Annotated in this window: 23 protein-coding genes; 18 read left to right on the top strand and 5 right to left on the bottom strand. The window is 68.4% G+C overall.

Annotation, left to right across the window (positions count from 1 at the left end; all coding sequences use genetic code 11):
* Positions 1-40 precede the first annotated feature (40 nt).
* The 4 genes from purT (at position 41) to DT074_RS05940 (ending at position 3,209) form a co-directional block, all read left to right on the top strand.
* Positions 41-1,222, top strand: a complete 1,182-nt coding sequence (gene purT / locus DT074_RS05955) for a formate-dependent phosphoribosylglycinamide formyltransferase (protein ID WP_119418908.1) — start codon at positions 41-43, stop codon at positions 1,220-1,222.
* A 15-nt stretch (positions 1,223-1,237) separates the two neighbouring features.
* Positions 1,238-1,636 (top strand): RidA family protein, encoded by a 399-nt coding sequence (locus tag DT074_RS05950; protein WP_119418907.1) that lies wholly within the window; start codon positions 1,238-1,240, stop codon positions 1,634-1,636.
* 105 nt (positions 1,637-1,741) lie between these two features.
* Positions 1,742-2,773, top strand: a complete 1,032-nt coding sequence (locus DT074_RS05945; RefSeq protein ID WP_162914660.1) for a WD40 repeat domain-containing protein — start codon at positions 1,742-1,744, stop codon at positions 2,771-2,773.
* A gap of 79 nt (positions 2,774-2,852) precedes the next feature.
* Positions 2,853-3,209, top strand: coding sequence for an ArsC family reductase (locus DT074_RS05940; protein ID WP_119418905.1), 357 nt, complete (start codon positions 2,853-2,855; stop codon positions 3,207-3,209).
* A gap of 41 nt (positions 3,210-3,250) precedes the next feature.
* On the opposite strand, the gene DT074_RS05935 is transcribed toward DT074_RS05940, so the two are convergent.
* A complete protein-coding gene (locus DT074_RS05935) occupies positions 3,251-4,213 on the bottom strand; it encodes an NAD(P)-dependent oxidoreductase (RefSeq protein WP_119418904.1) in 963 nt (320 codons plus the stop codon).
* A gap of 114 nt (positions 4,214-4,327) precedes the next feature.
* Between DT074_RS05935 and DT074_RS05930 the strand changes: the two genes are divergently transcribed.
* Positions 4,328-5,113 (top strand): glutathione S-transferase family protein, encoded by a 786-nt coding sequence (locus DT074_RS05930; protein WP_119418903.1) that lies wholly within the window; start codon positions 4,328-4,330, stop codon positions 5,111-5,113.
* Between the two features lie 2 nt (positions 5,114-5,115).
* A complete protein-coding gene (locus DT074_RS05925; protein ID WP_119418902.1) occupies positions 5,116-5,994 on the top strand; it encodes an NAD-dependent epimerase/dehydratase family protein in 879 nt (292 codons plus the stop codon).
* Here the strand turns inward: DT074_RS05925 and DT074_RS05920 are convergent.
* The 3 genes from DT074_RS05920 to DT074_RS05910 form a co-directional block, all read right to left on the bottom strand.
* Entirely contained in the window at positions 5,991-6,596 is a 606-nt protein-coding gene (locus tag DT074_RS05920; protein WP_162914659.1) for a FecR family protein, read from the bottom strand. The genes DT074_RS05925 and DT074_RS05920 overlap by 4 nt on opposite strands.
* Positions 6,597-6,759: 163 nt before the next feature.
* Positions 6,760-8,388, bottom strand: coding sequence for a benzoate-CoA ligase family protein (locus tag DT074_RS05915; RefSeq protein WP_119418900.1), 1,629 nt, complete (start codon positions 8,386-8,388; stop codon positions 6,760-6,762).
* Positions 8,385-9,545, bottom strand: a complete 1,161-nt coding sequence (locus tag DT074_RS05910; protein WP_119418899.1) for an FAD-dependent monooxygenase — start codon at positions 9,543-9,545, stop codon at positions 8,385-8,387. The genes DT074_RS05915 and DT074_RS05910 overlap by 4 nt, the downstream gene beginning before the upstream one ends.
* A 155-nt stretch (positions 9,546-9,700) precedes the next feature.
* Between DT074_RS05910 and DT074_RS05905 the strand changes: the two genes are divergently transcribed.
* From DT074_RS05905 to DT074_RS05860, 10 genes are all read left to right on the top strand, one after another.
* Entirely contained in the window at positions 9,701-10,885 is a 1,185-nt protein-coding gene (locus DT074_RS05905; RefSeq protein ID WP_368744466.1) for an ABC transporter substrate-binding protein, read from the top strand.
* A 73-nt stretch (positions 10,886-10,958) separates the two neighbouring features.
* Positions 10,959-11,876 carry a branched-chain amino acid ABC transporter permease gene (locus tag DT074_RS05900; protein WP_119418898.1) on the top strand — a complete coding sequence of 306 codons (918 nt, stop codon included), beginning with the start codon at positions 10,959-10,961 and terminating at the stop codon, positions 11,874-11,876.
* Between the two features lies 1 nt (position 11,877).
* A complete protein-coding gene (locus DT074_RS05895) occupies positions 11,878-12,819 on the top strand; it encodes a branched-chain amino acid ABC transporter permease (RefSeq protein WP_119418897.1) in 942 nt (313 codons plus the stop codon).
* Positions 12,812-13,573 carry an ABC transporter ATP-binding protein gene (locus DT074_RS05890; RefSeq protein ID WP_119418896.1) on the top strand — a complete coding sequence of 254 codons (762 nt, stop codon included), beginning with the start codon at positions 12,812-12,814 and terminating at the stop codon, positions 13,571-13,573. Before DT074_RS05895 ends, DT074_RS05890 begins: the two co-directional genes overlap by 8 nt.
* On the top strand, positions 13,573-14,286 hold the full coding sequence (locus DT074_RS05885; RefSeq protein ID WP_119418895.1) for an ABC transporter ATP-binding protein: 714 nt from the start codon (positions 13,573-13,575) through the stop codon (positions 14,284-14,286). Before DT074_RS05890 ends, DT074_RS05885 begins: the two co-directional genes overlap by 1 nt.
* Before the next feature lie 63 nt (positions 14,287-14,349).
* The gene (locus DT074_RS05880) at positions 14,350-15,402 is read left to right on the top strand and encodes a GGDEF domain-containing protein (protein WP_162914658.1); all 1,053 of its coding nucleotides are present in this window, start codon (positions 14,350-14,352) and stop codon (positions 15,400-15,402) included.
* Between the two features lie 40 nt (positions 15,403-15,442).
* Positions 15,443-16,234: a 2-(1,2-epoxy-1,2-dihydrophenyl)acetyl-CoA isomerase PaaG gene (gene paaG, locus DT074_RS05875; RefSeq protein WP_119418893.1), complete on the top strand. Its 792-nt coding sequence runs from the start codon at positions 15,443-15,445 to the stop codon at positions 16,232-16,234.
* A 3-nt stretch (positions 16,235-16,237) separates the two neighbouring features.
* Positions 16,238-16,681 carry a hydroxyphenylacetyl-CoA thioesterase PaaI gene (paaI, locus tag DT074_RS05870; protein ID WP_119418892.1) on the top strand — a complete coding sequence of 148 codons (444 nt, stop codon included), beginning with the start codon at positions 16,238-16,240 and terminating at the stop codon, positions 16,679-16,681.
* A gap of 37 nt (positions 16,682-16,718) precedes the next feature.
* Positions 16,719-18,347 carry an FAD-dependent oxidoreductase gene (locus tag DT074_RS05865; protein WP_368744464.1) on the top strand — a complete coding sequence of 543 codons (1,629 nt, stop codon included), beginning with the start codon at positions 16,719-16,721 and terminating at the stop codon, positions 18,345-18,347.
* 5 nt (positions 18,348-18,352) lie between these two features.
* Positions 18,353-18,562 carry a DUF2783 domain-containing protein gene (locus DT074_RS05860; RefSeq protein ID WP_119418890.1) on the top strand — a complete coding sequence of 70 codons (210 nt, stop codon included), beginning with the start codon at positions 18,353-18,355 and terminating at the stop codon, positions 18,560-18,562.
* Between the two features lie 14 nt (positions 18,563-18,576).
* Here DT074_RS05860 and DT074_RS28430 read toward each other — a convergent pair whose 3' ends face one another.
* Positions 18,577-19,164 carry a MarR family winged helix-turn-helix transcriptional regulator gene (locus DT074_RS28430; RefSeq protein WP_368744463.1) on the bottom strand — a complete coding sequence of 196 codons (588 nt, stop codon included), beginning with the start codon at positions 19,162-19,164 and terminating at the stop codon, positions 18,577-18,579.
* Positions 19,165-19,303: 139 nt separating this feature from the next.
* Between DT074_RS28430 and DT074_RS05850 the strand changes: the two genes are divergently transcribed.
* Entirely contained in the window at positions 19,304-20,185 is an 882-nt protein-coding gene (locus tag DT074_RS05850) for an RNA polymerase factor sigma-32 (RefSeq protein WP_119418889.1), read from the top strand.
* Positions 20,186-20,308: 123 nt separating this feature from the next.
* A complete protein-coding gene (locus tag DT074_RS05845; RefSeq protein WP_119418888.1) occupies positions 20,309-20,779 on the top strand; it encodes a MaoC family dehydratase in 471 nt (156 codons plus the stop codon).
* Positions 20,780-20,781: the final 2 nt, after the last annotated feature.

The raw sequence follows: 20,781 nt of genomic DNA, 5'->3' as shown, positions 1-20,781 counted from the left end.
ACCCCACTGCCCCGTAATTAATCGGATGACGTGAACCACGATGGCCGCCACCGCAAAGATTTTGCAGCTCGGCTCGGGCGAGCTCGGACGCGAGTTCGTCATCTCGGCCAAGCGGCTCGGCGCCCATATCGTCGCCTGCGATGCCTATGCCGGCGCGCCAGCGATGCAGGTCGCCGACGAGGCGGAAGTGTTCTCGATGCTGGACGGCGCCGCGCTCAGTGCCGCCATCGACAAACACAAGCCGGACTTCATCGTGCCCGAGGTGGAGGCGATCCGCACCGAGGTGCTGAAGGACTACGAAGAGCGCGGCCAGAACGTGGTGCCCTCGGCGCGCGCCACCCTGATGACGATGAACCGCGACCGCATCCGCGAGGTGGCGGCGGGCGAGCTCGGCCTGCCCACCTCGAAATATCTCTATGCCGAGAGCCTGGAGGAGTTGCGCGCCGCGGTGGCGAAGATCGGCCTGCCCTGCGTGGTCAAGCCGGTGATGTCCTCCTCCGGCAAGGGCCAGAGCACGGTGAAGGCCGAGGGCGAGATCGACAAGGCCTGGCACTACGCCGTGGCCGGCATGCGGGGCGACCGGAGCCGCGTCATCGTCGAGGGCTTCATCGCCTTCGACTACGAGATCACGCTGTTGACGATCCGGACCCGCGACGGCGTGGTGTTCTGCCCGCCGATCGGCCACCGGCAGGAGCGCGGCGACTACCAGGAAAGCTGGCAGCCGACCGCCATGGCGCCGGCCGCCATCGCCGAGGCACAGCGCCAGGCCAAGGCGGTGGTGGACAATCTCGGCGGCTATGGCCTCTACGGCGTCGAGTTTTTCGTCAAGGGCGACGCGGTGATCTTCTCCGAGCTGTCGCCGCGGCCGCACGACACCGGGATGGTCACCCTGATCTCGCAGAACCTGACCGAGTTCGACCTGCATGCCCGCGCCATCCTCGGCCTGCCGATCCCCAGCATCACCCAGCACGGCCCGAGCGCCTCCGCGGTGATTCTGGCCGACCGCGACGCCACCGAGTTCACCGTCGAGGGTCTCGCGGCGGCGCTCACACCCGCCGCACCCGGCATCGATCTCGACCTCCGCATCTTCAACAAGCCGACCACCCGCCCCTATCGCCGCATGGGCGTGGCGCTGGCGCTGATGCCGAACGGCACGACCGACCAGGCCCGCGCCGCCGCGCGCGCCGCCGCCGCCAAGGTGACCATCCGCTACAAGATCTGAGAGAGGGAGAAGGCCATGAGCATCGACCGCAGCAATCCCGCCGGTATGGCGAAGCCGACCGGCTACACCCATGTCACCGTGGTCGGCGCCGGCCGGCAGGCGCATATCTCCGGCCAGGTCGCGCTCGATGCCGGCGGCAATCTCGTCGGCAAGGGCGACCTCGCGGCCCAGACCGAGCAGGTCTTTGCCAACCTGAAGGCGGCGCTCGCCTCGGTCGGCGCCGATTTCTCCAAGGTCTTCAAGATGGTCACCTATGTGGTGAACCTGACGCCCGACAAGCTACCGGCGGTGCGCGGCGTCCGCGCCAAGGTGTTCGGCGACGGCCCCTATCCGGCCAGCACGCTGGTCGGCGTCACCGCGCTGGTGAACCCCGACTTCCTGATCGAGATCGAAGTGATCGCGGCGCTGGACTGACCGGCCGGGACGATGTGGCTGCCCAGGCCCAAGCGAAGGCCCGGGCCCAGGCGCCGCCGCGGGCCTGCCATGCTTCTGGCGGCAGTCTTTGTCGGGGCAGCGGCCATGCCGGCCCGTTCGGATCCAGCGCCGGAAGTTCGCGCGGTGCCGCCGGGTGCTGCCGTCGTCGCGCTGGCCTTCGCCCCGCAAGGCGACCTGCTCGCTGCCGCCGGAAGGGACGGCGCGGTGCGGATCTGGGACCCGCGCGAGGGACAGCATCTCCGTGCACTGAGAGACGGCGCGGCGGCGCCCTATGCCCTCGCCTTCGCGCCCGACGGCGTTCGGCTGGCGGCCAGCTATAACGACCAGACGATCCGGATCTGGAACATCGAGAAAGGCGCCGTCGTCAGACGTATCGCAGGCCAGCTGACGCAAAGCCTGGTCTTTCTTGCCGAGGCCGATCGCCTGGCCATCGATACGAGTGCCGCCGGCGCCGCCTTCCTCATCATGTCAGCCGGCACCGGGACCGCACTCGACAAAGTCGAACGCGTGTATGAAAACCTGCTCGAGAGGACCTTCGGTCGCCCGCCATTCCCGCCGGGCAATATCTGCGGCATCACCGCGCTGGCGGCGGCTTCGACAGGCAACCATCTCGCCGGTTCCGACCTCTGCGGCCGTGTCGCCGTCTATGATGCGCGGACGCTGGAATTTCGCTGGGCCGTTCAGCGGCCCTACAGCTATCCGGCCTTCATTCCGGCGCCGCGCGCGCCGCGGACCGAGCTCTCCTTCTCCGCGGATGGCAGCCTGCTGGCGGGCGGCGCCGGCAACGCGGTCGTGGTCTGGAATGCGAGCTCCGGCAAGGAACGACGCCGGTTCCAGGGGCATCGCAGCGCGGTCCGAGCGGTCGCCTTCGCGCCCGGCGAGCAACCATTCCTGGCATCCGCGTCGGAGGAATCGCTGAAACTCTGGAATCCGCTGTCGCGGCTGCTCTACTGGGAGATCCCGCTCGAAGGGCGGCTCAATCAGCCGCATCTCGCCTTCTCACCCGACGGTGAGACCGTCGCCGTGAGCTACGGCGGACAGATCATGCTGGTGAACGTCCATAGTGGTGAAGCAAGATTCCTGGCCTTGCCCCGCGACCAGCTCACGCGACCCTGAGGCGGCACCTGAATCGGTTGTGCTCACGCTGTGGCCGTGCAGAGTCCCAGGCGAGCCCGGATCGGAACAGGAGCGAGGCGTGCCGAAGACCGTTACCATCTACGGCATCAAGAACTGCGACACGATGAAGAAGGCGCGCGCCTGGCTCGACGGCCGCGGCATCGGCTATGCCTTCCACGACTACAAGGCCGCCGGCATCGAGCGCGGCGTGCTGAAATCCTGGGCCGGCCAGGTCGGCTGGGAGGTGCTGCTCAACCGCGCCGGCACCACCTTTCGCGCCCTGCCGGAAGCGGAGAAGCAGGGTCTCAACGAGGCCAAGGCGATCACCCTGATGGCCGCGCAGCCCTCGATGATCAAGCGCCCGGTGCTCGATCTCGGCGGGCCTCTGCTGGTCGGCTTCAAGCCGGAGCAATACGCCGCCGCTCTGGGCCGCTGAGCGTTCCGCCCGAAGTCACGCCATCTTCCCGGCCGCCGGGATCACGTGCCGGCCATCTCCGGCACCGGCGTCAGCGGCCTTTGGCCGCGCAGGAAGGCGGCGACATTGCTGACCACCATGTCCTGCATCGCCGCCTGCGCGCCCACCGTCGAGCCGCCGATATGCGGCGTCAGCACCGCCTGCGGCAATTGCTTCAGGGCGTCCGGCACGTTCGGCTCGTGCTCGAACACGTCGAGGCCGGCGGCGCCGAGCTCGCCCTTCTGCAGCAGGTCGATCAGCGCCGCCTCGTCCAGGATGCTGCCGCGCGAGATATTGACCACGATGCCCTCGGGCCCGAGCGCCCGCATCACCGCACGGCTGACCGCATGCCGGTTGCTCGCATCGGCGCGCGCCGCGACCATCAGGATATCGGCCCACTCCGCCAGCGCCTGCAGCGTCGGGAAATAGCGATACGGCACGTCCGCCCGCGGCGCACGGTTGTGATAGGCGATCTCCGGCCCGAACGGCGCGGCGCAGGCGGCGATATAGCTGCCGATGGCGCCAAGCCCGAAGACCCCCAGCTTGCGGCCCGCCAGCCCGCGCGCCGGCGCAAGCCCGCCGCCCGGGCCGCGCTTCCAGCCCGTCGTGCGCACGATGCGGTCGGCCTCGACCGTGCGGCGGACGCAGGCCAGCAGCAGCGCCATCGCCTGCTCCGCGACGGCGGCCGCATTGGCGCCGGGGCTGTGGGTGACGGCGATGCCGCGGCGCCGCGCCTCGGCAATGTCGACACCTTCGTAGCCGGAGCCGTAGCAGCAGACGAGGCCGAGGCCCGGCAGCCGGTCCATCACCGCGCCGTCCGTTGTCAGCGAGCCGAGCGTGACCAGCACGCCGATCTCGGCCGCCTCCGCCGGACTCAAGGTGGAGCCGACCCGTGGGTCGAAGGGGCCGAGCACCGGGCACACAGCTTCGAGCTTGGCGCGGAAGGCGGGCAGGAACGGATAGGCGAGCAAGGCGCGTCTGGTCATGCCGCGATGCTAGCCCAACCGTGCCGCGACAGGCGACGGCACAGAAAATGCTTTTGCCGAGGCGATCGGCGCGTCAGCATCGGCCGGCCGTCCCCTCTCGATCGCGGAGCCCGCATGCTGCTCTACGAGCACCCCCTCTCCTCCTATGTCCAGAAGGTCAAGATCGCACTGCGCGAGAAGGGCATCGACTTCGCGGTCGAGCTGCCGAAAGCGCTCGGCTCGGGCACGACCACCACGGCGCCCTTCGCCGCCGCCAATCCGCGGGTCGAGGTGCCGACCCTGATCGACGGCGACACCCGCATCTTCGACAGCACCGTCATCCTGGAATATCTGGAGGACAAGTGGCCGACGCCGCCGCTCCTGCCGGCCAGCCCGGCGGCGCGCGCCAAGGCGCGCATGATCGAGGAGATCTGCGACACCCATTACGAGGCGATCAACTGGGGCCTGGGCGAGATCCGCTTCTTCCGCCGCGCCGAGGGCGCGCTGGCCGAGACCATGGCGGCCGCCGCGGCGCGGCAGACCGCGGCCATCCAGGCCTGGCTCGCCGACCAGCTCGGCCTCGGCGACTGGTTCAACGGCGACGCCTTCGGCTGGGCCGACCTTGCGGTCGCGCCCTATCTCAATCGCTCGCGCTATTTCGATCTCGCGCCGGCATCCGGCTCCAGGCTCGCTCGCTGGCTGGAGCGGATCCGCGACCGCCCCTCGGTCGCCCGAACCTTCGCCGAGTTCCAGGCCGCCGCCGACGCCATGGGCGATGCCTATAAGCGGCTCGCCGTCGGCAGCTATCGCCGCGAGTACCGCGACCACCGGCTCGAATGGATGATCAAGTCGGGCGGCATCCAGGTCGTCCTCGACGGCCTGTCGAACAACAATATCCGCTTCTCCTGGCCCGAGGGCTGATCATGGCAAGCATCGTCGTCACCGGCGGCAGCGGCAAGGCGGGGCGCGCGGTGATCCGCGATCTGCTGGATTATGGCCACAAGGTGGTCAATGTCGACATCGCGCCGCCGCGCGAGCCGCTCTGCCACTATCTCAAGGCGGATCTGACCGATCTCGGCCAGGCGATCGACGCGCTCGGCCTGCTGCCCGGCAGCGTCGACCGGCGCAGGACCGGCTTCGGCCCCACCGACGCGGTGATCCATCTGGCCGGTATTCCGGCGCCCGGCATCGCGCCCGATGCCACCATCTTCCAGAACAACCTGATCAGCACCTACAACGTGTTCAGCGCGGCGCTGCGCCTCGGCATCCGGCGTGTCGTCTGGGCGTCCAGCGAGACCGTGCTCGGCCTGCCGCTGACCCGCAGCCCTCCGGCCTACGCGCCGATCGACGAGGCGCACCCGCTGCGGCCGGAAACCGGCTATGCCCTCGCCAAGCTGCTCTGCGAACAGGCGGCGCGCGAGATGCATCGCTGGCAGCCCGGCGTGAGTTTCGTGGGGCTCCGCATCTCCAACATCTTCGAGCCCGAGGACTACGCGATGATCCCGGGTTTCCAGGCCGAACCGGCGTCGCGTGCCTGGAACCTGTGGAGCTGGGTCGACGCGCGCGACGTCGCCCAGGCCTGCCGGCTCGCGGTTGAGCAGTCGATCGCGGGCGCGGAGAATTTCATCATCGCCGCGGCCGACACCGTGATGGCGACGCCGAGCCGCGACCTGATGGCGCGCCACTATCCCGGCGTGCCGGTCCGCGAAGATCTCGGGCCGTTCGATACCCTGCTCGGCATCGACAAGGCGCGGCGCGAGCTCGGCTATCGGCCGCGGCACAGCTGGCGCAGCGCCGTCTAGGGCCGGGCGCGCTCCTGGTTCAGCTCGATCGCCGGCAACAGGCCACGGTCGGTGAGCGGGCGCGGCGCGGCGCGCTGCACCGCCGTCGCGCCGGCCGCCACCGCCACGGTCTCGCCTTGGGCGACATCCGCCGCCGCGCCGCCGGCCAGCGGCTGAACGCTGATCGCCCCTTCGTTGACCCAGATGGTGGTGCGGCCGTCGGCCTCGACCCAGACCGAGAAATCGGTACCGCGCACGCCGATCTCGACCGAAGGAGTCCGCACGCGGAGCTGGCCGGTGCCGAGCCGGCCTGAGATGAACCGAGTGATGCCGCGTGCCACCCGCAGCACCGCCTCGCCGCCGCGGGCGCGGTCATAGACGTAGCTGTCCAGCACCACGGTGGCGGCCGAGCCGAGGCGAAGCTCGGTCCGGTCGAGAAAAATCAGATGCAGCGCGCCGTTCTCGACCGTAGCGACGGTCTCGCGGGCCTCGACGCCGTTGCCGATATGCTTGGGCCGGCTCGTGCCGCCCTCCGGCGTGCCGGTGGCCCAGACCTCCACATGCTCGACCCGCCCGATCCGCTCTGCCGCGGCGGCCGCGCCCGCCCACAGCAGAAATGCCAATGCCAACCACCTGACCACTTCCGATGCCCCCAACGCCTCGCGACCACCATACCGCAGCGGTGCCGCTCTGGCCCGACCGCAGACCCGGCCGACATTATGGAAGGGAGGCGCCGGCAGCGATGATCGACTTCACAGCCCCCGGCCCCGCCACGCGTGGACGGCCCTAGCTCGCGTGCTTCGCCTGGGCGGACTTGAGCAATGCCTGGCGATCGATCTTGCCGGTGCCGGTCTTCGGCAGCTCCCGCCGGAACTCGATCTCGCGCGGATACTTGTAGGGCAGCAGCCTGCCTTTGACGTAATCCTGCAAGGCCTTCGTCGTGGCGTCAGGATCGAAATCCGCCCGTTTCATCACCGCCACGGCCTTCAGGGTCATGCGCCGGTCCGGCAGTTCCATCGCGAACACCGCGCATTCGAGCACGTCGGGATGATCGGCAAGGCAGAGCTCGACCTCCAGCGGATAGACCCACTGGCCCGAGATCTTCACCAGGTCGTCGGCGCGGCCGCGGAAGAAATAGAAGCCGTCGGCGTCGCGCGAGAAGCGGTCGCCGGTATAGATCCACCCGCCGTCGCGGATCGTCTCCGCCGTCTTGTCGGACCGGTTCCAGTACAGCGGCGTGTTGGAATCGCCGCGCACCCAGAGGATGCCATCCTCGCCGGGCGCGACCGCGCGGCCGTCCTTGTCCTTCAGCGCGATCTCGTAGCCCGGCACCCGCAAGCCGGCGGCGCCCGGCTTCTTCCGGTCAGGGCGGTTCGACAGGTAAATGTGCAGCACCTCGGTGGAACCCAGGCCTTCGACGATCTCCAGGCCGGTCAACTCCCTCCACCCGTTGAACACCTCGGCCGACAGCGTCTCGGCGGCCGAGATGCAGAGGCGGAGCGAGGCGAAATCGCAGGCCGCCGCGTCCTCAGCCTTGGTCAGCGCGGTGTAGAGCGTCGGCAGCCCGAAGAAGACGGTCGGCCTGTAGTCGGCGATCGCCCGGAAGATCGTCTCCGGCCGCGGCTGGCCGCCGAGCAGCAGGACCGTGGCGCCGACCGCGAACGGGAAGGTGACCGAATTGCCGAAACCGTAGGCGAAGAACATCTTCGGCACGGAGAAGCAGATGTCCTTCCCGGTCAGCTGCAGCACGGGGCGCGCATAGGCGGCCTCGGTATAGGCCATGTCGTGCTGCAGATGCACGATGCCCTTCGGCCGGCCGGTCGAGCCGGACGAGTACATCCAGAACGCCATGTCGTTGCGGTGTGTGTCGGCCTCCTCGAGCGCGTCGGGCAAGCCGCGCAGCCAGTCTTCTGCCGTTATGACCAACGGCGCGGCGCTGGCCTCCGGCGGGCCGTTGATGGCGATCAAAGTCCGCAGCGCGGTTCCGGCACAGGCAGTCGCATCAAACCTTCCGGTGAATTCCGCATCGGCCACCGCGACCGCTGCCCCGGAATCCGCGAGGTAGAATTGCAGCAGATCCGGCGGCGTCAGCGTGTTGATCAGCAGCGGCACGAAGCCGGCACGCACGGCGCCGAAAAACGCGGCCGGATAGGCCGGGGTGTCGTCGAGGAACAGCAGGATGCGGTCGCCGCGCGCAAGGCCGAGCGCGCGAAACCCGTTTCCCCAGCGACACGCCTCGGCGCAGAGCTCGGCATAGCTCAGCGTGCCGCCGGGCCCGATCAACGCCCGCCTGCCGCCCCGGCCGGCCGCGAGATTGTCGAACAATATCCGGCTCGCATTGTAGCGCTCGGGAACGGAGAAACTGATCTCGCGCGTGCCGGGACTATCGGGCGGAACCGGATCGACGATGGTCATCGTGAGGCTCCCTGCGTTGGATCCGGCTTCGTTCCCTTGACGCTCGCATAGCGGGCAATGAATCCGGGCGACATCGCCGCCAGCCTCGCCAGGTCCATGCGGCCGGAACGGGTGATGTAGCCGAGGGCGAAATCGAGCGGGTCGAGCGTCATGTGCTCCGGGAAGCGCTCGTACCATTCGGCGCTGCGGCGCGAGGCGGCGACGAGCTTCTGCACGACCGGCTTGCGGGCCGCCTCATAGGCCTGCAGCGCCGCGGGCAGATCGCCGGGCCGTGCCTCGAGCGCCCGGGCGAGCGCGATGGCGTCCTCGATCGCGAGCCGCGTGCCCGAGCCGATGGAGTAGTGAGCGGTGTGCAGGGCGTCGCCGATCAGCACCATGTTGCGGAACGACCAGCGCTCGTTCCAGATCCAGGGGAAGTTGCGCCAGACCGAGCGGTTGGAGATCAGCGGATGGCCGTCCAGCGCCGCGGCGAACACGCGCTCGCAGATCGCCTTGGATTCCTCGACCGACTTCTCGCCGAAGCCATAGCGGTTCCAGGTCGCAACGTCGCATTCGACCAGGAAGGTGCTCATGTCCGGCGCATAGCGATAATGATGCGCGTTGAAGCTGCCGAGCCCGGTCGCGACAAAGCTCTGGCTCAGCGTGTCGAAGCGCTTCGTCGTCCCGTACCACGCGAACTTGTTGCTCAGGTAGGAGAGCGAGGTGCCGAAATCGCCCTCGAAGCTGCGCCGCACCAGCGAATTCAGCCCATCGGCGGCCACGATCAGGTCGTAGCCGGCAAGCTGGTCGACCGACTGCACTTGCGTCTCGAAGCGGCAGTTGGCGCCGACCAACCGGGCGCGTTCCTGTAGCAGGCGCAGCAGGTCGAGGCGCCCGATCGCCGAGAAGCCGATCCCATCGATCAGCACGCTCTCGCCGCTCAGATTGAGGGTGATGCCGCTCCACCGCTCCATGCGGGGCGCAATGGCGTCCACCGTCTCCGCATCGTCGGCGCGCAGGAACTCGAGCGCTTCGTCGGAGAACACGACGCCGAAGCCCCAGGTCGCGTCGGCCGGACCGAGCTCGAACAGTTCGACATGGTCGCTGGGATGCCGGCGCTTCCAGAGATAGGCGAAGTACAGGCCTCCCGGACCGCCACCGACGACGGCGATACGCATCGAGTTCTCCCGTCCGGCCGCGTGCCGTGGCCGCTCAATCTGCTGCATTATGCCGAGCTTTGGCTTTGCTGGGATACCCAACATGCATTATCTTGCCGCCCGGTACGCAGGGAGCGCTCCGGCGATCGCCGAAGCCAGGTTCAGGGGAGGCGAAAATGAAGGCAGCCATGATCGGCCTTACGGCCGCGCTCGCCATGCTTGCGGCCGAGGCCGCGGCCCAGGGCGGCAGCGCGCCCGGCAAGGTGAAGATCGGCTTCGTCAGCACTTATACCGGCCCGCAGGCCGCGATCGGCGCCGACATGAAGAATTCGGTCGAGCTTGCGGTCCAGCATCTCGGCGGCAAGATGGGCAATCTCGCCATCGAGATGATCTACGAGGATGACGGCTTCAAGCCCGAGGTCGGCAAGCAGAAATCCGAAAAGCTGATCGAGGCCGACAAGGTCGATTTCATCGCCGGCTTCATCTGGTCGAATGTGCTGCTCGCCTCCTACAAGCCGATCGTCGACAGCCAGACCTTCCTGATCAGCGCCAATGCCGGCCCCTCGCAGATCGCCGGCGAGCTGTGCTCACCCTGGTTCTTCTCCACCTCCTGGCAGAACGACCAGACGCCGATGGCGATGGGCGAGGTGCTGAACAAGGACGGCATCAAGAAGCTCTACGTGGTGGCGCCGAACTATCCCGCCGGCCGCGACATGGTCGCCGGGGTCAAGCGCACCTTCAAGGGCCTGGTGGTCGGCGAGGATATGACCAAGTGGCCCGGCCAACTCGACTTCGCCGCCGAGCTCTCCAAGGCCAAGGCATCGGGCGCCGATGCCATCTTCACTTTCTTTCCCGGCGCGCACGGCGTCCAGTTCCTGACGCAATACGCACAGGCCGGCTTGAAGGGCCAGATCCCGCTCTACACCACCTACACTATCGACGCCCTGTCCCTGCCATTGCAGAAGGACCTGGCGCTCGACGTGCCGGGCACGCAAAGCTGGGTCAACGACCTGCCGAACGAGGCGAACAAGAAATACGTCGCCGATTTCAAGAAGAAGCACGGCACCTATCCCTCGTTCTACGGCGCGCAGAGCTATGACGCGATCATGCTGATCGACAGCGCCGTGCGCGCCACCGGCGGCAATCTGAAGAACAAGGACGCGGTGCGGGCGGCGCTCAAGAAGGCCGATTTCAAGTCGGTGCGCGGCGCCTTCAAGTTCGGCAACAACCACTTCCCGATCCAGAACTTCTACCAGCAGACCGTGGTGAAGGATGCCCAGGGCATGCTCACCCTGAAGACGGTGGCGCCGATCCTGACCGACCACCAGGACAGCTATGCCGCCAAGTGCTCGATGAAGTGATCGCCCTGCTGGATATCCGGCGCGCAGGAGCCCTCCTGCGCGCCGTTTTTGTGACTCCCGATAGCGCTGACGCATGCTCCTTCTGATCGAGCAGATCCTGAACGGCGTGCAGCTTGGCCTTCTGCTGTTCCTGCTGGCGGCCGGGCTGACGCTGGTGTTTGGGATCATGGATCTGGTGAACCTGGCGCATGGTTCGCTCTACATGATCGGCGCCTATTTCGCCGCGACCTTCGTCGACTGGACCGGCAGCTTCGTGCTGGGCGCCCTGCTGGCACTGCCGGCCGCCTTCCTGGTCGGCATCGTGCTGGAGCGCGTGGCGCTTTCGACCCTCTATTCCCGCGATCATCTCGACCAGGTGCTGGCGACCTTCGGCCTGATCCTGTTCTTCAACGAGCTGGTGCGCCTGGTATGGGGCCCGGGCGGGCGCACCATCCCGCTGCCGGCGGCGCTCAACGGTACCGTGCCGCTGCTGCCGGGTCTCGACTACCCGATCTACCGGCTGATCGTGATTCTGGTCGGCGGCGCGGTCGCCTTCCTCCTCTATTGGCTGGTGGCGAAGACGCGGCTCGGCATGCGCATCCGCGCCGGCGCCTCCAACCGCGAGATGATCGGGGCGCTCGGCGTCGATATCCGCCTGCTCTACACCCTGGTGTTCGGGATCGGCGCCGCCTTCGCGGCGCTCGCCGGCATCATGGCGGCGCCGATCACCACGGCGCAGATCGGCATGGGCGAGAGCATCCTGATCGTCGCCTTCGTCGTCATCGTGATCGGCGGCATCGGATCGATCCGCGGCGCTTTCGTGGCGGCGCTGCTGGTCGGCATGATCGACACCATGGGCCGCGCCTTCCTGCCGGAGCTGCTACGCGCCATCATGTCGGCGCCGGCCGCCAACACGCTGGCCCCCGCCCTCGCCTCGATGCTGATCTATCTCCTGATGGCGCTCGTCCTGTTCCTCAGGCCGGAAGGCCTGTTCCCCGCGCGGCGGGGGTGAGATGCGCCTTACCCCGCGGGCGGTGGTTTACGGCGCGCTGCTGATCGGGCTTGCCCTGGTGCCGACGCTCGCGCAGGTCTTCGCCTATCCGTTCCTGATCACCCTGTTCACCCGTATCGTGATCCTGAGCCTCGCCGCGGTCGGGCTGAACCTGATCCTGGGCTTCGGCGGCATGGTCAGCTTCGGCCACGCCGTCTATGTCGGCATCGGCGGCTATACCGTCGGCATCCTGGCGCATCACGGCATCACCAACGGTTTCGTACAATGGCCGCTCGCCATGCTGTTCGCCGGCCTCTATGCGCTGTTTGTCGGCGCCATCTGCCTGCGCACCCGCGGCGTCTACTTCATCATGATCACCTTGGCCTTCGCTCAGCTGGTCTATTATGTCGGCGTCGGACTCTATGAATATGGCGGCGATGACGGGCTCACCATCTACACGCGGAGCGATTTCGCCGGCCTGATCAACATGAGCCACAAGCCCAGCTTCTATTATCTCGCTCTCGCTCTGCTCTGCCTCGCCCTGTTCGCGGTGTGGCGGATCGCCAATTCGCGCTTCGGTATGGTGATCCGCGCCTCGAAGTCGAACGACCGCCGCGCCAACGCGATCGGCCTGCCGACCTTCCGCTACCGGCTCGCCGCCTTCGTCATCTCCGCGCTGATCTGCGGCCTCGCCGGCGCGCTGCTCGCCACCAGCGCCGATTTCATCAGCCCCGCCGTGATGCACTGGACGCGCTCGGGCGACCTGATCATCGCGGTCGTGCTGGGCGGCCTCGGCAGTCTGTTCGGGCCGGTCCTGGGCATGGTGGCGTTCCTGCTGCTGGAAGAGGTGTTGTCGAGCTATACCGAGTACTGGCAGATCGTGTTCGGGCCGATGCTGCTGCTGCTCGTGCTGTTCGCCCGGCGCGGCATCGACGGGCTGATCCCGGGAGGCGGCCGTGGCTGAGGCCCCTCTCCTTGCGGTCAACGGCCTGATCAAGCGCTTCGGCGGCCTGGTCGCGACCGACCAGTTGGATCTCGAAGTCGGCGCTGCGGAGGTGCATGCGCTGATCGGCCCGAACGGCGCCGGCAAGACGACTCTGATCGGCCAGGTCGCCGGCGAGCTGCGCCCGGACGCCGGCAGCATCCACCTCACCGGCCGCGACATCACCGCCGAGCCGGTGCACCGGCGCTGCGCGCTCGGCCTCGCACGCTCGTTCCAGATCACCTCCGTGCTGCGCGATTTCACGGTGCTCGAGAACGTCGCACTGGCGGTGCAGGCGCGGCTCGGCCATTCCTTCCGGTTCTGGCGCAATGCGCGGCGCGATCCCGCGCTCACCGGGCCGGCGGGCGACATCCTGGCGCAGATCGGCCTCGCGGAGCGCGCCGGTATGCCGGCCGGCGCGCTCAGCCATGGCGAGCACCGCCAGCTCGAAATCGCCATGGCGCTGGCGACGCGCCCGCGCCTCCTGCTGCGGGACGAGCCGATGGCCGGCATGGGGCCCGAGGAATCGGCGCGCATGGTCGAGATCCTGCGTGGCCTGAAGGGCCAGGTCGGCATGCTGCTGGTGGAGCACGACATGGATGCCGTCTTCGCCCTCGCCGACCGCATCACCGTGCTGGTCTATGGCCGGGCCATCGCCAGCGGCACGGCAGACGAGATCCGCCGCCATCCGGATGTGCGCGAGGCCTATCTCGGCCACGACGACGGGGCGCATTGATGGCCAGCCCGCTGCTCACCGTGGGAGGCATCGAGACCGCCTACGGCCAGAGCAAGGTGCTGCACGGCATCTCGCTCGCGATCGGCGAGGGCGAGGTGGTCACGCTGATGGGCCGGAACGGCATGGGCAAGACCACCACCGTGCGCTCGATCATGGGCCTCACGCCGCCTGCCGCCGGCTCGATCCGTCTGCGCGGACAGGAGATCCGCGGCCTGCCGGCCTATCGCGTGGCGCAGGCCGGCATCGGCCTGGTGCCGGAGGGCCGGCAGATCTTCCCCAACCTCACGGTGCGCGAGAACCTGGTGGCAACGGCGGTCGAGCGCGGCGCCGGGCATTCCCGGTGGTCGCAGGACCGGGTCGAACAGCTTTTCCCGCGTCTCGCCGAACGTGCCCATCAGATGGGCAGCCAGCTTTCCGGCGGCGAGCAGCAGATGCTGGCCATTGCCCGCGCCCTGCTGACCAACCCGATGCTGCTGATCCTCGACGAGGCGACGGAAGGCCTCGCGCCGCTGATCCGGCGCGAGATCTGGCGCTGCCTGGAGAGCCTGAAACAGGCCGGCCAGTCGATCCTGGTGATCGACAAGAACCTGGCCGCCCTCAACCGCATCGCCGACCGGCATTATATCGTGGAGAAGGGTCGCATCGTCTGGTCCGGCCAGCCGGCGGCGCTGGCCGCCGATCCGGCCCTGCAGCAGCGCTATCTTGGGGTCTGACCCTTGCAGGGCGCCGCCCTGCCGGCCTAGTGTCCGGCCGCAAGCGAGTGCAAGAGGTTGCCGGTGACGCGTCAACACGGGGTCGAACAAGCCGAGACATTCACGCGTTCGGCCCTGATGCGCATGGCGGAGCTGAAGATCCCCTCGACGCCCGAGAACTTCGCTGTCTGGTACGAATATTTCGTCGGCAGCAAAGCCGAGCTGAACAAGGCGATCGACTTGCTGCTGGCCAAGCAGCGGGAATTCACCTCCGTCCTGAACGAGGAGTTGCACGAGCGATTCTTCGGCAACACGGCGCAGGACAGCGCGCTGCGCCAGGTCAGCGAGGGCCTCGGCGAGACGGTGCGGGAAGTGCAGACCCTGGTCGGCGATGCCGGCGCCGAGGCCAAGACCTATGGCCGCGCCCTGGTCAACATCACCGGCGAGGTGACGCGCGATGCCGCCAGCCCGGAGCGGCTGCAGGGGGTGGTCCGCCGCCTGCTGATCGAGACCCAGACGGCGATCGAGCGGAATGCCGTCTTGGAGAAGAATCTCAAGAGCTCGGCCGAACAGGTCGACCGGTTGAAGCGCAGTCTCGACGACGTGCGCAAGGAGGCGAATACCGATCCGCTGACCGGCCTCGCCAACCGCAAGGCGTTCGACGAAGGCCTGCTGCGCGCCACCGCGGAGGCAATGGAGACCGACGCCGCGCTCTGCCTGCTGATCGCCGATATCGACAACTTCAAGCAGTTCAACGACAGCTACGGCCACCAGTTCGGCGACCAGGTGCTGAAGCTGGTCGCCCGCTGCCTGCGCGACGGCACCAAGGAAGGCGATGTCGTCGCCCGCTATGGCGGCGAGGAATTCGCCGTATTGCTGCCGGCCTGCGGCCTCGGCAATGCGGTGCAGGTGGCCGAGCGGCTGCGCCAGACCATCGCCACCCGCCGCCTGATCCGCCGCTCGACCGGCGAGGAGGTCGGCGCCGTCACCATCTCGGTCGGCGCCGCGCGCTTCGAGACCGGCGAGGCGATCACCGACCTGATCGCCCGCGCCGACGAGGCCCTCTATCTCGCCAAGCGCCAGGGCCGCAATCGCGTCGTGTCGCAGGCCGCGCTGGACGAGGGCGCGGGCGCGTAGAGACTTCGCCAAGGAAGTTCGGGAGAGGAAGCGCAGGCCAATGAGCTTCGAGACCATCACCCTCGCCATCGCCGACCAGGTGGCGACCCTGACGTTGAACAGGCCGGACCGGCTCAACGCCTTCACCAGCAAGATGCACGAGGAGCTGCGCGCGGCGCTGGAGCAGATCCGCGCGCCGGGCACGGCACGCTGCCTCGTCATCACCGGCGCCGGCCGCGGCTTCTGCGCCGGCGCCGACCTGAGCGACCGCCAGCCGTCGAACGATGGCGGCGCGCCGGATCTCGGCCTGTCGCTGGAGCAGAACTACAACCCCCTGATCCTGTCGCTGCGCGGGCTGGAGATGCCGCTGGTCGCGGCGGTCAACGGGCCCTGCGCCGGCGCCGGTATGTCGCTCGCGCTCGCCTGCGACATCGTGATCGCCGCGAAATCGGCGAGCTTCCTGCAGGCCTTCTGCAATATCGGCCTGGTGCCCGATGCGGGCTCGACCTACTTCCTGCCGCGCCTCGCCGGCCGCGCCCGCGCCGCCGGCCTCGCGCTTCTCGGCGAGAAGATCTCGGCCGAGACGGCGCTCGACTGGGGCCTGATCTGGAAGGTGGTGGACGACGCCGCGCTGATGGCCGAGGCCGGCGCCGTCGCGAAGAAACTGGCGAACGGGCCGACCAAGGGCCTCGCGCTGATCCGCCGGGCGCTCGACCAGTCATGGTCGAACGATCTCGCGACCCAGCTCGATGTCGAGCGCGACGCCCAGCGCATCGCCGGCCGCACCCAGGACTTCGCCGAAGGCGTCGCCGCCTTCTTGCAGAAGCGCCCCGCCCGCTTCCAGGGCCGCTGAGCCATGGCGGCGGCACAGAAGCTGGCCGAAGCGGTCGCCGAGGCGATGTACGCGCGCGACTTCGCCGCGCAGGCGCTCGGCATCGTCATCGAGACCGTCGGGCCGGGCACCTCGCGCCTCGCCATGACGGTCCGGCCCGACATGGTCAACGGCCACGACATGTGCCACGGCGGCATGATCTTCACCCTGGCCGATACGGCGCTGGCCTATGCCTGCAATTCCTACAACCAGGTCGCGGTGGCGCAGACGGCGCAGATCACCTTCTGCGCGCCGGGCCGCAAGGGCGATCGGCTGGTCGCCGTCGCGGAGGAGCGCCATCAGGCTGGCCGGACCGGCGTCTACGACGTCCGGGTGACCGACCCCGCCGGCAAGACCATCGCCTTGTTCCGCGGCAATTCGTATCGCCTGCAGGGCACGGTGGTTCCCGAGCCCGCCGCGGCGGGCTAGCCTGTCCCTGCCCCGGGGGAGGATGGCGAGGGGTGGGATGAGCTACCAATACAAGCACCACGGCTGGCAGCCGTGCCCGGAGGCACGGGACGAGACGGTTCGGCACAAGGCGATCATCGTCGGCGGCGGGCCTGTCGGCCTGACCACCGCGCTCGAGCTCGCCGCCTATGGCGTGCCGTCGGTCGTGCTGGAGGACGGCGACACGGTCTCCGAAGGCAGCCGCGGCCTCTGCTGGTCGAAGCGCACGCTCGAGATCCTGGACCGCCACGGCGTCGCCGAGCAGGTCCGCGCCAGGGGCTACACCTGGCATACCGGCCGCCTGTTCCACGGCGACCGCGAGATCTATCACTTCGACCTGCAGGCCGTGGCGGGCGAGAAGTTCCCCGCCTTCGTCAATCTGCAGCAGTACTACACCGAGGAGTTCCTGGTCGATGCGGTGGCGCGTCAGCCGCTGATCGACCATCGCTGGCAGAGCAAGGTCGTCGATGTGGCGCCTGGCAACGATTGCGTCGCCGTCGAGGTGGAGACGCCGGCGGGGCGTTACCGCGCCGAGGCGGACTGGCTGGTCGCCGCCGACGGCACGCGCAGCGCGGCCCGCCGCGCGCTCGGCCTGAAGTTCGACGGCAGCACCTTCGAGGATTGCTTCCTGATCGCCGACCTCAAGGTGCATGCGGCGCTGCCGAATGCCGACCGACGCTTCTGGTTCCACCCGAGCTTCCATCCCGGCGACACCGCGCTCTGCCACAAGCAGGGCGACGACATGTGGCGGGTCGATTTCCAGCTCGGGGCCGATATCGACCGCGAGGCGGAGAAGGACCCGGCGCGGGTGATCGCGCGGGCGCAGAAGATGCTGGGCCCGCATCCAATGACGGTCGAATGGGTCAGCATCTACACCTTCCAGGGGCGGCGGCTGGAGCGTCTGCGCCATGGCCGCGTGCTGTTCGCCGGCGACGCGGCGCATCAGGTCTCCCCGTTCGGCGCACGCGGCGGCAATTCCGGCATCCAGGACGCCGAGAACCTGGCCTGGAAGCTCGCCTATGTGATCCGGGGCAAGGCGCCGGACCGGCTGCTCGACAGCTACGATGCGGAGCGCGGCGAGGCGGCCGACGAGAACATTCTGCTGACCAGCCGCTCGACGCGATTCCTGACGCCGAAGACGGCGGCCGAGCGCGTGTTCCGTGACGCGGTGCTGGATCTCGCCGGCGAGCATCCTTTCGCACGGGCGCTGGTGAACAGCGGCCGGCTGTCGACGGCGACGATCCACCGCCGCTCGCCGCTGAACGGCGGCGATGGCGGCTTCGCCGGGGGCGTGGCGGTGGGCGGCCCCTGCCCCAACCTGCCGGCGCCCGCGGCAACGGGATCGCACCTGCTCGACAGCCTGGGCCGCCGGTTCCAGCTTCTATGCTTCGCCGACGGCGCGCCGGCCCCGGCTGCTCTCGTCGAACTCGACGATGACATCGAGCCGATCCTGGTGACGCGCGGCGCGGCGCGAAGCCAGGGTGCGCCGCAGAGCCTCGCCGACCCGGACGGGCGCCTGCACGATGCCTTCGCCGCGCAGCCGGGCACCTGCTATCTGCTGCGGCCCGATCAGCACGTTGCCGCACGCTGGCGCCGGTTCGACGCGGATGCGGTGAAATCGGCGCGCGATCGCGCCCTCGGATACTGAGACCCATGGCCAAGCTCCGCACCGATCCGAACCTGACCGACCCGGACGGCTTCTACGAAGCGCTGATCACGGCACAGGAGGGGCTGCCGGCCGCCGCCGCCGACCAGCTGAAAGCCCGCCTCATCCTCCTCCTCGCCAACCACATCGGCGACGACGAGACACTGCGCGAAGCGGTTGCGCTGGCGCGGGAAGGCTTGGAGAAGAAGTCGAGATAGCGCCGGAGCGGTCGCTACTCCGCCGCGGTGGCGAAGTTGGCGCAGATGCGCTGCTCTTCGCCCGACTGGATTTCCTCGCCGGTGGCGCCGCAATGGTTGGCGCCGGCCGGATGCGCCTCGTGGCCATCGCAGCAATGCAGGGCGCAATCGTGGCAGACGCCGAAGCGGCGGATGCCGCGTTCGGTCTGCAGGTCGTAGAGCAGCCGGCTCAGCCCTTTGACCAGCGGCCCGCGGACGTCGTCGTCCAGGCCTTCGGCGGCCCGCTCCAGGGCCAGGATCGGGTCGCGCTCCACCGCCGCGCGGCCGGCCTCGCTGAGTTCGAGCCGCATGCCCCGGCGGTCGACCGGGTCGCGCTCGCGGATCACGTAGCCCTTTTGCTCCAAGGCGATAAGTGTCTGGGAAACCGTGCCTTTCGTGCAGCCGAGATACTCGGCGAGCGAGCCCGGCGAACGCGAATATCGGTTCGCGCGCGCGAGGTAACGCAACGCTTCCCATTGCGCCGGGTTTAACCCGTCGGAGAACTGTGCCTCGCGAGCGACCCGGGCGATGCGGTCAAGCAACTCGCCGATCCGGCGCCCGAAGGCGTGAGGATTAGTCTCCATGACGTGATCGTAGCGAGTCGAAATTAATAGTTGCCTGCCCCTGCCATTCGAGTTAGTATCGACTCGCTATCAAACGAGCTGTCCCACACCCCCACCGGCGCATACCGGCCGATGGCGGGGCAGCTCAGGAGGGCGAGTCATGGCACGTAGTGAGTCCTTGCACGGGTCTGATCTAGCGCGGCGTTACGTGGCGTCCACTATGGCGGCGCCAATTCTCACCGTCGAGCGCGAACAGGAGCTGGTGCGGCGCTGGCGCGAGGCCGGCGACGACCGGGCCCTGCACGAGCTGATCAACGCGCATGTCCGCCTTGCGGTCTCCATCGCGCGTAAGTTTCGCAACTATGGTCTGTCGATGGCCGACCTCGTCCAGGAGGGCACCGTCGGCCTGATGCAGGCGGCCAGCCGCTTCGACCCGGACCGCCAGGTGCGCTTCGCGACCTACGCATCGTGGTGGATCAAGGCGGCGATGCAGGAATTCGTCCTGCGCAACTGGTCGATCGTCCGGAGCGGCACCTCGGCCAACCAGAAGACGCTCTTTTTCAACCTGCGCTGGCTCCGCGCCCGGCTCGCCGCGGCGGGTCAGGATGTGACGCCCGAGGCGCTGGAGAAGATTTCGGGGGATCTCGGCATCTCCCTCACCGAGGTGCAGGCCATGCATCAGCGCCTGTCAAGCCGCGACCAGTCGCTGGCCGGGCCGATCGGCGAGGACGGCGACGAGACGCTCGAGACCCTGCTGCCCGATCCTGGCCCGAACCCGGAGGAGACGGTGGTCGCCAGCCGCGAGCGCAAGGCGGCGTCGAACTGGGTCGCCCAGGGTCTCGCCAGCTTGACCCAGCGCGAGCGGCAGATCATCACGGCACGCCGTCTGCGCGAGGACGACCGTGCCACGCTCGAAGAGCTCGGCGGCAAGCTCGGCATCACCAAGGAGCGCGTGCGCCAGATCGAGGCCAAGGCGCTGGAGAAGCTGAAGGCCGCCGTGCTGCGCGTGCCCGGCGCGCGCGGCGCCATCATGGCGGCCTGATCCAAGCAGCCGCCTGATTCCAACAGCCGACTGATATCGAAGGCGCGGGCGTCCGAACAGGTCGCCCGCGCTTTCTTCTGCGCTAATCTCGCGATCGAAGAATCGCGCGCGGGAGGAAGCGGAATGTCGGCCGAGTTCGAGACCGATTTCTGGAAGGACGCAAAGAGCCGCAAGGTCTGGGACGAGATCGTGCCGGGCGAGCCGCGCAAAACGATCCCGTATCTGTTGACGCTCGAAGCGATCCACGCCTACTGCCGCTCCGTCGGCGACCTGCACCCGCTCTATTTCGACGAGGCCTATGCCAAGGCGTCGCCGTACAAAGGCCTGATCGCGCCGCCGGCGATCCATATCCTGCTGATGTTCGCCTGCACGCCGGCCGACGACTGGATGCGCAGTCCCGGTACCATCAACGCGGGCCAGTCCTGGAGCTACAACATCCCCGCCCGCCCCGGCGACACGATCACACTGCAGGCGCGTGCGCTCGACAAGTTCATCAAGAAGGATCGTCTGTTTGCGGTGCACGACAACGTCTTCTTCAACCAGCATGGCCAAGTGATCTGCGCAGGTCGCGGCCAGACCATCCGACCGGTGTGAGG

It is taken from the genome of Desertibaculum subflavum, from assembly GCA_003576705.1.
Taxonomy (GTDB): domain Bacteria; phylum Pseudomonadota; class Alphaproteobacteria; order Ferrovibrionales; family Ferrovibrionaceae; genus Desertibaculum; species Desertibaculum subflavum.
The sequence above is the reverse complement of the archived record's forward strand: the minus strand, read 5'-3'. Positions and strand labels throughout refer to the sequence as shown.